The 13226-nt window shown below is 40.6% G+C and carries 6 protein-coding genes; all 6 read left to right on the top strand.

The genetic code is table 11. The annotated features are described in order from the left end of the window. The first annotated feature begins 110 nt into the window (after window positions 1-110). The 6 genes from QZ574_RS02830 (at window position 111) to QZ574_RS02855 (ending at window position 13224) form a co-directional block, all read left to right on the top strand. Entirely contained in the window at window positions 111-4241 is a 4131-nt protein-coding gene (locus QZ574_RS02830; protein ID WP_297086561.1) for a two-component regulator propeller domain-containing protein, read from the top strand. A 178-nt stretch (window positions 4242-4419) separates the two neighbouring features. Next, the gene (locus QZ574_RS02835; protein WP_297086563.1) at window positions 4420-7512 is read left to right on the top strand and encodes a TonB-dependent receptor; all 3093 of its coding nucleotides are present in this window, start codon (window positions 4420-4422) and stop codon (window positions 7510-7512) included. Window positions 7513-7532: 20 nt separating this feature from the next. After that, a complete protein-coding gene (locus tag QZ574_RS02840) occupies window positions 7533-9272 on the top strand; it encodes a RagB/SusD family nutrient uptake outer membrane protein (protein ID WP_297086566.1) in 1740 nt (579 codons plus the stop codon). Window positions 9273-9284: 12 nt separating this feature from the next. Further along, a complete protein-coding gene (locus tag QZ574_RS02845) occupies window positions 9285-10811 on the top strand; it encodes a hypothetical protein (RefSeq protein ID WP_297086568.1) in 1527 nt (508 codons plus the stop codon). A gap of 120 nt (window positions 10812-10931) precedes the next feature. Next, complete coding sequence (locus tag QZ574_RS02850) at window positions 10932-12458, top strand: alpha-L-fucosidase (RefSeq protein WP_297086569.1); 1527 nt, start codon at window positions 10932-10934, stop codon at window positions 12456-12458. A gap of 97 nt (window positions 12459-12555) precedes the next feature. Continuing rightward, window positions 12556-13224, top strand: a complete 669-nt coding sequence (locus QZ574_RS02855; protein ID WP_297086570.1) for a carboxypeptidase-like regulatory domain-containing protein — start codon at window positions 12556-12558, stop codon at window positions 13222-13224. The last annotated feature ends 2 nt before the right edge of the window (window positions 13225-13226 follow it).

Genomic DNA, 13226 nt, shown 5'->3' on the forward strand with positions numbered 1-13226 from the left:
CCGGATTGTTATCCTTGTTCTTGGTTACAAGTCATCGCGAATTTGCCGATAGTTTCCTTCGAAATAAAAAATTATGGTATTTTTATTGGGTTTTAATCAAATCGGGGGCTTTGAAAAAAATACTTATATCCATACTGTTTTTGCTGGCTTGCATAGTGGTAATGGCGCAAAATTTACATTTTGAGCGAATTACAACTTCTGAAGGCCTATCCCAAAACGACATAAACGACATTTACCAGGATAAAAATGGTTTTTTGTGGATCGGTACAAACGATGGATTAAACCGTTTTGATGGATACAGTTTTAAAACATATCGCATTCAACCCTCGGCAGAAAACGGCCTGAGTTCTAATTTAATTTATTCAATCAGTGAAGATGAGCAAGGCGATTTGTGGCTGGGAACCTCCGATAAAGGACTTTTTAGGTTTGATGTTAAAACGGAAACATTTTATAATATCAACCGAGAAATTGATTATTCCGGACTTTCTGCTTTTGAACAGGTAACCTGTCTTATTGCTAAAAAGAATAAATCGGTTTGGGTAGGAACACCCGCCGGTTTGGGAATATACAAGCTCATAAACGGTAAATATCATTTTACAGCACTTAATAGCCCGGTGTTGTCGGAAATGCAAGCCAAAATAATAACCGAGTTAGAGGAAGATATTTATGGCCGGGTTTGGGTTGGAACACAATCGGGACTCTACGTTATTACAGAAAAGGAGAACAGCTACCAGGTGGTTACTATTAATTCAGGTAGTTATGTGCGCGAGATTCAGTTTAAAAATAATGCCGTATTTATTGCCAATAGCAACGGTATATTCAGGCTTCAACTTGATTTGGAAACGCTTTCCAATATCCAAACGTATCAAATTTCAAATCTCGCTTCAAACAGCATGCTTGTTACTCAAAACCATGATGTTTTTGTCGGAACTTACAACGGTGTATATCATTTAAAAAAAGAAGGATCGGGTACGAACGATTTTGCTGAGGCAACGCTGTACCAGCAAAACTGGGAAGTTAACAGCTTGAGCAAAAATGTGATAACCTGTTTGTTTGAAGATAAATCGGGTATTGTTTGGATTGGTACAAATGGCGGAGGATTAAATAAATATAATCCAAAACAGAAGAAATTCCTGCATTATGCAAAAACACGCGAACAGGGCAGTCTTTCCTACAATAAAATCCGATCGATATACGAAGATAGCAAGAACAACATTTGGATAGGAACCGAAGGCGGTGGACTCAACTTTTTAGCAGCTTCCCGAAACAAAGATTTTAGCAACGGATTTCAATATTACGATGTGAATTCTACCAGTAACCAAAACACTGTTTATGCCATTGTTGAGTTTTCAAATGTCAACAAATCGGGTATTTTACTTGGTACCGGGTATCCTTCGGTGGTGAAAATAGTTGCCGAAAAAAACGGCATAATCACAGAAAGCAACCAGGGCGTGCTTGCCTCTCTTACCAATTCACCATTTTGTGCAATAAAAGATCGTTTTGGAAATGTTTGGCTGGGAACATACGGCCAGAGCGGATTATACAAATATTATGTGGATGCAGACGGAAACGAAGGCCTATTAAATTACAAGTCTTCAGCAAATCCGGGGACTTTAAATTCTAATAATATTCGAAATTTGTACGAAGATAGCTATGGAAATATTTGGATAGGAACCGATAAAGGTTTGAATTTGCTTACACCCGAAGAACAATTCAGCCATACCCCGTATTTTTACTCTTTTCAAAAAGACGAAACAAAGCCCAATTCTTTAAGCCACAATTATATCCTGCCAATATTTCAGTCGAGCGACCAAACCATTTGGGTAGGCACCATGGGAGGAGGCTTAAATAAAATGTACTACCACGTAAATCCCGACTCCATATATTTTGAAGCCATAACCACACGCGATGGTTTGCCCAATAACTCGATTAAAGGAATTTTGGAGGACAATTATGGATTTTTATGGATTTCGTCGAACAAAGGCTTAACTCGTTACGACATAAAAGATAAGCTTGTGGTTAATTACGACGAGAGCGATGGTTTGCAGAATAACGAGTTTGGAGAATTGGCATGTGCCAGGTTAAGCGATGGCGAAATGCTGTTTGGAGGTGTAAATGGTTTTAATGCCTTTTACCCAAAAGATATTGTAACCGATATGACACCACCGGAAATTGCCCTTACTGATTTCCATATTCTAAACAAAACGGTTATTCCGGGTGAAGAGGTGAACGGCAGGGTGGTACTTCAAAATGTAATAAACTATACCAACGAAATTAAATTAAAATATGCCGAAAACAGTTTTGCCATTTATTTCTCATCTTTACATTTTTCGGCCCCTCAAAAAAATGTTTACAAATATAAGCTCGAAGGTTTTGATGAGGAGTGGATACGAAAAGATGCCTCAGACCGAATTGCCAAATACACCAACCTGCGTCCCGGCACCTACATCTTTAAACTGTTGGCATCCAACAACGATGGAATATGGACCAGTTCTCCCAAAACCCTTAAAATTATTATTACGCCACCCTGGTACCTAAGTGTGGTTGCCTGGGCAGCATACGTTGTTATTTTTCTGGTTTCGCTGTGGTTCTTTCAACGCTATTCGCTTATCCGCATTAAACAAAAAAATGAGCTGATTATGGAACATTTTGAGAAAGAAAAAATTCAGGAACTTTCTCAAATGAAACTGCGCTTTTTTACCAATATTTCGCACGAATTCAGAACCCCACTTACCCTGATAATTGGCCCACTTGAAAAACTAATTACTAAGGGAGGCTACAACAAAGACACCAACGATAGTTTTTTAATTATGCACCGTAACGCATCTATATTGTTGCGTCTCATCAATCAGTTAATCGATTTCAGAAGGTTTGAGCAGGGTAAAATGAAGTTAAATGCCACCGAAAGCAATATTGTTCCGTTTTTAGAGGGCGTTTTTCATTCGTTTAACGAGTTGGCCAGTGATAAAAAAATAGACTACAAATTTTCAACTTCTCGTAAAAACATGACGCTGTGGTACGACGACGACAAGCTGGAGCGAATAATGTATAACCTGCTGTCGAATGCTTTTAAATTTACACCCGAAGGCGGTGCCATTGAGGTGCATGTTGGCGAAGACGATTTTGATATTGTAATTGAGGTAATTGATAATGGAATAGGGATACCCAAAGAATTTCAAAGCCATATTTTTGAACGTTTTTACCAGGCCAAACAAATTAAAAACCGAAAAGTGGGCAGCACCGGTATTGGCCTGTCGTTTATAAAAGGGCTGGTGGAGCTGCACAAAGGCGATATAAGTTTTGAAAGTGAAGAAGGAGAGGGGACAACATTTTTTGTAAAGCTGAAAAAAGGAAATGCCCATTTACAAGCCGATGAAATGCAGGGACAAGAAGACTCACTTCCGGCCGGCAGAATTGTGGTGCCCGAGCCAAGTATTTCTGATTCGGTTGCAGAAGATGAAAGCACCGGGGAAGAAAAACCAAGGATATTAATTGTTGAAGACAATTTTGAACTGCGGAAATTTATTAAGGATAGCCTAAAGGCAAAATACAAAATTGTATTGGCCGATAATGGTAAAGAAGGTATTGACAAAGCCAGGGAGCTAAATCCTGATCTCATTGTCAGCGATATTATGATGCCGGTAATGTCGGGCTTTGAATTATGCGAAACCATAAAATCCGACAAAAATATTAGTCACATTCCCATCATTCTTTTAACTGCCCGATCAACAGCCGAAAACCGAATAAAAGGTTACCAGCTTGGTGCCGATGCCTATATCTCAAAACCCTTTCAGATGGATGTACTTGAAGTGCGTATTCAGAACCTGATTGATAGCAGAAACCAACTTCGCGACAAGTTAAGAACCACTATAAATGTTGAACCTTCGGAGGTAACCACCACCCGAATGGATGAGAAATTCCTGAAAAAAATGTTGGATACCATCGAAGCGAATATTTCCGACCCTCAGTTTAAAGTCAGTCAGCTGGCAGCCGAGTGTGGAATGTCGCAAATTAGCCTCAATAAAAAAATTAAAGGACTAACCGGCCAAACCCCAAAAGTATTTATCCGAAGCATTCGCTTAAAACGGGCGGCCCAACTTTTATCTACCCAAAAATACTCTATTTCAGAGATTGCTTTCGAGGTGGGATTTCTTGATATAAAGTACTTTAGGTCTTGTTTTACAGAAGAGTTCGGGATGTTGCCATCCGAGTTCGTAAAACAAAATTCCGATCAGGAGTAAAAAAATTCCCGCTAAATTTTGCAATAAATTCCCCTCTGCTCAAAAAAAGTCCCCCTTGTGTCTTCAATTCTTTTTCCTCCTTATTCTTGCTTTACCGGTACTTTTGTTTCGTAAGTAATTGAACAAACGGTAGACGAAAACCTATGCGACTACCGAAATGAACTAAAATTTATCATTTATGAAAAGAACAGTTAATTGTTTTTGCAAGAAATTGCTTCTAACAGTTCTAACGGTTTTGTCGTTTTGGGCAATAGCTCAGGCGCAAAACGTTACAGTTACAGGAACTGTTACCGGCGATGACGGTGAACCCATTCCGGGAGCCAACATTGTATTAAAAGGTACCACAATTGGTACAATCTCTGGTGCCTCGGGCGATTATTCTATTGAAGCACCAGCTAACGGAACCTTAACCTATTCATTTATCGGTTATGAAGCGCAGGAAATTGCGATCAACGGAAAATCGAAAATTGATGTGGAAATGCAACTTAGCTCAATTGGTATTGAAGAAGTTGTTGCCATTGGTTATGGTACAGTACGTAAAAAAGAAGTAACCGGTGCGGTTGCCCAGGTATCTTCAGATGTGCTTCAACAAAGTGCAACATCTGATTTGGGTACCGCTTTGCAGGGCCAAATTGCAGGGGTAAGCGTTCAGGCCAGCTCGGGTTCTCCGGGTGCTTCATCAAACATTCAAATTCGTGGTTTAAGCTCGGTAACAGGTACCAATGCGCCACTTTTTGTAGTTGATGGTATTCCTTACGATGGTGATCCGAAGTTAAGTAACAGCGAGATTGAAACCATTGATGTATTAAAAGATGCGGCATCGGCTGCTATTTATGGTACACGTGGTTCGGGTGGTGTTATTCTTATTACCACCAAACAAGGTAAAGCCGGAACAATGAAAGTGGGCGTTGATAGTTACTACGGTATTCAGGACATTACGTCAGGAACACCAATTCTGAACTTCGAAGAAACTTTCTTTGCACGTTTTATCTGGGCCAACAATATTAATGGTACCCATTACGATAATACGTGGTCGGCACTCGAATCGAACCGTTACCAGTTTACAAATAGTACCGATTTAGAAGAAGTGCTGGTTGTTGACAATGCTGCTATTCAAAATCACAGTATTAACATTTCGGGTGGTAAAGCTGGTTTAACTTATAATGTTGTTGCCAACTATTTTAGCCAGGATGGATCGATTATTAATTCGGGTTACGAGCGTTTTAACGTGCGTGCAAATACCAATTACGTAAAAGACAAATGGACCTTTAAAACAAGCCTTGGTTTTTATGTAGAAGAAAAAGAATCGGAGCCATGGCAGTTGCTTTTAGAGGCTTATAAATACAAGCCTTATCAAACAGCTGTTGATCCTGATGCCGAAATTATTCAGGACGGCGGTAACGCTGGTAGTAACGAAGCAGTAGGCATGAGTAACCTGATGGCTAAGCTAAAACAAACCGATGTTCGCGATGGCGACCAGTTTAACGGTAGTTTACAAGCCGAATACCAGTTGCATAAAAATGTAAAAGTTACATCGCGTGTTGGTGCAAGTTATAATAACAACACACGAGTTAGAATTAATCCATTGTTTAAAGCCTACGATAACGAAGGCGATTTAATACCGATGCAGGTTCGCTCGGGAGTTTATAACTACAGCGACCGTTCGCATAAATTTACCTGGGAAAACACCATTAATTTTGATAAGAAATTTGGCGCACACCGTGTTCGCGCATTGGGTGTATTCTCAACTGAATCGTATAGCTTTACTTCATTCTTCGCACAGAAATTTGATTTATTAAGCAACGATATTACTGTACTTAACGGTGCTACTTTAGATCCGAATGCCGGTTCAGGTACTGGATGGGGCCAGGATAAAACAAACAGCCTGGTTGGTATTCTCGGACGTTTACAATACGACTATAAAGGCCGCTACCTTTTAAGCGTTAGTGCACGTCGCGATGGATCTTCCCGTTTTTCTGAAAAATACCGCTGGGGTACTTTCCCTTCTGTTTCTGCAGGATGGAACGTATCAGACGAAGCCTGGTGGTCGGGGCTTAGAAATACGGTAAACGGATTTAAAATTAGAGCAAGTTATGGTACAACCGGTAACCAAAACTTCCTCGATTACAGCAATGCATCGGGTATTACACTTGAAAAAGACTATGTTTTTGGTCCGGAAGAAGCTGATCGTTTAGTATTGGGAGCAACACAAACAGCTTTCTCTAACAAAAACGTAAAATGGGAAACAACCATTCAGCGAAATATTGGTTTCGACATGGCATTTTTTAATAACAAACTGACCTTTACCGGAGATTTCTATAACACCGATAAAGAAGATATGTTATTCCCATTGTTGGTGCCTCCATCAACTGGTGCCGGACAAAATGCAACGGTTATTCTTAACGTGGGTAACATGAACAATAAAGGTTACGAGTTTGCAGCCAACTACCGCCACAATGGTAAAGTTTCGTGGTATGCAGGTTTAACCTACTCGAAAAACGTAAATGAAATTACCAAAATGAGTGGCTCGAATAAAATTGCCTACATGCAAAGCGGAACTGTAGTGGATGGTGTTCCAAACTCTGACCGTGTTACCGTAATTACTGAAGGTTACGAAGCCGGAGCTTTCTTTGTAATGGAAACAGATGGTCTTATTAGAAGCGAAGCCGACTTGCTTAAATACCAGGAGCTTGTTCCAACTGCTAAATTGGGTGATTTGCGTTACGTTGACCAAAACAAAGATGGTTTGCTTACTGACGACGACCGAATTTATGCCGGAAGTGGTGCTCCTGAATTTGAAATGGGTTTAAACCTTGGTGCAGATTATAAAGGTGTTGACTTATCAATGCAGTGGTACGGATCATTCGGTAACGAAATTATTAATGGTACCGAAATTTACACCTACATGCACGGTACCCACAAAGATATGCTTTACCAGTGGACTACTCAGAACGTAAATTCTGATATACCTGCCAACCGTGGCCGCGACCATTGGAACTACCGTGGTTATACCGATTATTGGATTGAAGACGGATCGTTTATTCGTTTACGTAACGTAACCTTGGGTTATACTCTTCCGAAAAACCTTGTTAAAAAGGCAGGTCTTGATAAACTACGTATTTACGTAGCAGCTCAAAACCCAATTACCATTACCGATTATAAAGGTTTCGACCCAGAAGTTGGTAACGACGGATTATCATCGCGTGGTATTGATAAAGGTAACTACCCGATCAGCCGTCAGTGGAGAGCTGGTGTTCAATTCGATTTCTAAAAATTTAAATGAATTAAACGATGAAGAAATTAATAATAAAATATATGGCAATCGGGTTGATTCTATTTACAGCCTTTGCCTGTGAGGATTTCCTAACGGAAACGAATCCGAACATGATGTCGACCGACAGTTTCTGGAAAACTTTGGACGATACAGAGATGGGACTAAATGCAGTTTACAACTCGTTTAAAAACGGGAGTGTAATGCGCACAAGCGACGAATACAACAGAAGTGATATGACCTGGCCGGGTTGGGGACGCCCCAACACCACCAATTCGTATTACCTGCAAACGTTTACCAATGCTTCAGATGGTCCCAACAGTAAATGGGATGCTTTGTACAAAGGTATTTTCCGTGCCAACCAGGTAATTGAAGCCTTAACAGCTTTAGAAGGAACAGGCGTTGACGAAGAACGTTGGACAGAACAAATGGGACAGGCAAAATTTTTCCGTGGCCTGTTTTATTTTTACCTGCATAGTTCGTTTAACAACGGTAGTGTATTAATTTACGACTTTGTTCCTCAGGATGAAGCTGATTTCTACCAAACTGTTCGCCCGGCTGATGAGGTACGTGCTTTCTTTACTGCCGATTTGGAATATGCCCACCAAAACCTTCCCGGAAAATGGGAGGCCAGAGATTTGGGTAGAGTAACAGCAGGTTCGGCTGCAGCAGTGCTTGGCAAAAGCTACCTGTATGCCGAAGAATATGCCAAGGCAGCAGAATATTTTAAAGATGTAATTGAAAACCCTGATTATGGTTATGCTTTAGCAGATCATATCGGCGATAACTTTACCACTCAAAACGAGTTAAACAGTGAATCGATTTTAGAAATTGTTTACTCGTTAAACTATAAAGCTGAAGAGTCGGTTTGGGCAGAAGAGAACACTTCCTCTACCTTAAACTTCACCGTTAGCCCGGTTGGAGGTTGGCGTTCAATATACCCAAGTTGCTGGTTAATTATGGCTTACAAAAACGATGCAATGGATGTAAACGATCCGCGTAACTACGTTACCGATCAGGATGGCAATTCGCGCCTGCGTACTTATAATTTACGTACTTCATACTCAATTGCATTGGTTGACGATGTTGATATGCAGTACTATGGGGTAATTACTGCCGAAGGTGCTAATTTCAACAATAAAGAAACGGCCTACTGGCGTAAACACAGTAACTGGGACATTTGCGAAAACGAAAAAGACATCTCGCAGGCTACGCCACGTTCGGGTGTTAACTACCGCGTTATTCGTTTGGCAGATGTTTACCTGATGTATGCCGAGGCCTTAATTCAAGGTGGAGCAGGTGGCGATGTTGAGGAAGCTTTGAAATTTGTAAACCGCGTTCGTCATCGTTCGGCACTGCAATTATTAGGAATGGACGGTACAGGTGAATTCCCAGGTGCTGATCACGACGATGTAACCTACGATGCACAAAGTTTAATGCACCACCTAATGTATGTTGAGCGTCCGTTGGAACTTTCTGCCGAAGGTCATGCAATACGCACAATTGATATGCGTCGCTGGGGTATTACTCATCAGCGTTTTCAGGAACTATCTCAATTGCATTATCACACAGAACACTACCCATTTGTTGATTCAAAAGGTGAAAATAGAACACGTTGGGGGTCTATTCTAATTGAAGGAGAGAAAGATGCAAATGACCTGGTTGATTATGTACAGGCTGCACAAAACTACAACGAAGCAGCACATGCATATTGGCCAATACCAAATAGTGAAACAACCACTAATCCTGAAATTAACTAAAAAATGAAGATTATGAAGATCAAAAATATATTGCTCCTGGCTGTGGCCTTTCTTGTGGTCTTTACTGCTTGTCAGGACGACGAATACGAAATGCCGAATGATATGGCAGGTATTGGTTGGTACACCAGTGCATTCCGTAACGAACAAATTATGATCGGGATAAATGACTTCGTATCATTTTCCGATGTTTCTCAAAATGCAGTATCGCACACCTGGACAATTCCAGAAGGATCATTCCTGCTCGAAGGTCCTATCTCTCGCACCGATTCGGTTTTGGAAGATTTTATTATCCCGGATGCCGGACTGGAAACAACCGATCTTACTATTCACGTACTGTTTACCAAAGGTGGATTGCAACCGGTACGTTTGTACAATACGTTTGATAAAAAGGTAACTTTTTTTGGCCGCGACACGCTTGAGGCTAAAAAAGAAGGCGATTTATGGGTTATCGATACCACTTTTATGGTAGATGTTTTCGATACTATTGTTCCATCTGTTCTAATTCGCCAGGAAGGCGTTGAAGTACCTGTAAATGAAGATACAATCTATGTGGAAGCAGGAGGTACGCTGGAATTTGTTGATGTATCAACCGTTGGCAGGGCAAATAGCTGGGAATGGCGTGTTGCCGGCGAAATGAGTACCGACTCGGCTGCAACCATCGTTTTCAAAAAACTGGGTGTTTTCGAGGCTACTTTAAACATCAGCCGCCAGGGCGAAAGTTTGCCGGGCGATTATCAGTTCTACCGCATTCCTAACCCAATTAAGGTAATCCCATCGAGCAAGCCATGGGAATTGGCCGGCGATATTGTGGAGTTGGAAGACGAAACCATACAGTTACCATTTAATGGCGAATTCCTGCCATTTATGAATAAGAACGATTTCTTTGTGGTAAAAGTAAATGGCGAGGCTTTCCCAATTTCTTCAGTGACTATTGATGCAAACGATGCAACATTGCTTAATATTAAGCTTGTTGATCCAATCTACCGTCCTGATGTAATAACAGTAAGTATATTGGACGGAAGCGGCATTAATTCAAGCGATTATCGCTCCCTTACACCATTTGAAGATGAGCCGGTTATGATGCACGATGTAAACTTACTGAGCGCTACTGGTTATGGCTTTGAAGACGGAGGTTCGGCCTGGTCTCCAAGCTGGGATAATGCTTCTACAATTGAATTTACTACTGAAAAAGCTGCCAGCGGAAATTATAGTATGAAAATTACGCGTGAAGGTGCGAAGGCAAAAGTTGAAAGCTTCAATGAGAAATTCTCATTTACCGGTGGAAAAGTATATACCATTAAGTATAAGATTTTTATTGAATCAACAGCAGGTGGTGCATATGGAGTTTGGTTAATTCCAAACTGGAAGCAGTTCTGGCAATCGCTTGATAATAAGCCAACTGGTGAGTGGGTTACCGTTGAAACCGAATGGGCTCCTTCTGCCGACGAACCGGATCGTCACTTCCTGGTTCAAATGAATGGTGATGGCGTATTCTATTTTGATGATTTCTATATTGTTGAAAAAGAAGTACGTCCTTAATAAACTAAGTTGTCATATTAAGCGGACTTGATCTGTCTGGTCCGCTTAATATGCTCCTTTAAAAGGAGAAGAATAAGACAGCTAATACCATGTAACTCGCAAGAGGAAAAAACAAACAGCATGCATAAAATGTATACGATGTTGCTTTTGATAGCTATTCTTGTAAACGGCTGTCAATCATCAACACAACAAGAAAATGATATCCGGTTTGAAGCAAACTGGGAGTCGCTCAAAGAATATAAAATTCCGGAGTGGTTTGCTGATGCTAAATTCGGAATCTTTATCCATTGGGGGGTTTATTCTGTTCCTGCCTATGCTTCAGAATGGTATCCACGAAATATGTATCAGGATTCTGTGCTCTGGCATCAAACCGATCCGGAGAAATCAAAACCCGGTACCAATTCAGTTTATACACACCATGTTGAAACATACGGGCATCCATCAGAATTTGGCTACAAAGACTTTATCCCGATGTTTAAAGCCGAGAAATTTGATGCCGACCAGTGGATTCATTTATTTAAAAAAGCCGGGGCAAAATATGTAATTCCGGTGGCCGAACACCACGATGCTTTTGCCATGTACAAATCCAATGTCACCCGCTGGAATTCGGTAGAAATGGGGCCAAAGCGCGATATTGTTGGCGAACTGCAACAAGCTTCTAAAAAGGAAGGTATGCATTTTGGCGTTTCATCGCACTTTGCATTTAACTGGGACTATTTTAACAAAGAAGAACGTTTTGATACCTGGAACCCGGAATACGAAGATTTATACGGACCAAAACACGAACGATATGCACCGGTTAGTAAAGAGTTTATGGATTTGTGGTGGCGTAGAACAACTGATATAATAGATTCGTACCAACCCGAAATTTTATGGTTCGATTTTTACATCGACCGTAAAGAGTTTGCTCCGTATCACCCAAAACTTGCCGCTTATTATTACAATAAAGGCTTAGAAACCGGGCAGGAGGTTGTACTGCAAACTAAAAATATGTACTTCGAATCTTTTCCGGCAGGTTCAAATGTGCTGGATATTGAACGCGGAAAACTTTCGGACATCCGAAGCGCCGTTTGGCAAACCGATACTTCAATTGGTAAAAATTCGTGGTGCCATACCGAAGGCTGGCAAAGCAAATCGGCCAATTCGCTCATCGATGATTTGATTGATATTGTTAGTAAAAACGGTACCATGTTGTTAAATGTTGGTCCAAAAGCCGATGGTACTATCCCGCAAGACCAGGTAAATGTTTTGCTTGAAATGGGAAAATGGCTCGATGCAAATGGCGAAGCAATTTATGGCACCCGCCCATGGGATAAATTTGGCGAAGGCCCTACCATTGTAAAACAAGGGCATCACTCTGAAGGTAATAACAAAGCTTTTACAGCTGAAGATATTCGTTTCACAAAAAAAGATAAAATATTATATGCTATTACCCTTGATGTGCCTGAAGATGGAAAGGTACTGATTCGTTCGCTGGCAAATCATCCGAAAATAAATGCAAATACAGTTAAATCGGTAGAATTTTTGGGTGAAGATGCTGTGGCAAGTTGGAATTTTACCGGGCAAGGACTGCTTGTTGAAACAGAAACAGGCCTGAAGGCCGAGAATGCATTAGCCATTAAAATTGAAGTAGATACGAACTTATAACGATTTTAAAATACATAGGTTTTAATAGTTTGGTTAGTAGTTTAGTTAGCAAATGTAGTGGAGCCTGTGCTCCACTCATTTTTTTAAAAAGAAAAATATGAGACTTATTTTATTATCCTTTATCGCTTTATGTTTTTGCATTTCGGTAACCGCCCAGGAACGAAATATCTCCGGGAAAATTACAGCTTTTAATACCTACGAGTTAAGTGGTGTAAAAATAACTGCCCGTAAAGCTAAAACAGAAGTACTCACCAACGAGCAGGGTAACTTTCAAATTAAATGCAAAAAAAACGATGCACTTAAAATTCAGGCTGATGGCTTTCAAACGCAGGTAATTAAATTAAGCGATGACAACGTTTTGAAAATTAACCTGATTTATCTAAACTCTGGTCCGGCTTTTAAAAGTGCGGTTGAAGCCAAACATATTACCGAAAACGATTTAGAATATGCCATTGAAAACCTGATGCAGGAAAACAACGATTACTCGCGTTACCAAAATATATTTGAATTAATACAAGCCATATCGCCACTGGCCAAAGTGGTAAACAGCGATGGTTTTAATCGTATTTATTTAACCTCGCAAGGCCCAAACACCTTGGCGGCCGGAGCACATGCGCTACTGGTTCTCGACGGAATGATTACCGAAAACATTTCATCTGTTCAGCCGGTTCAGGTCGCATCCATTAAAGTTATAACCGGAGCCGATGCATCAATGTACGGAACGCGCGGCGGTAACGGTGTAATCGAAATTGAATTAAAACACTAAAC

Origin of the sequence: uncultured Draconibacterium sp. (genome assembly GCF_913063105.1) — a bacterium.
In the GTDB taxonomy this organism is placed as follows: domain Bacteria; phylum Bacteroidota; class Bacteroidia; order Bacteroidales; family Prolixibacteraceae; genus Draconibacterium.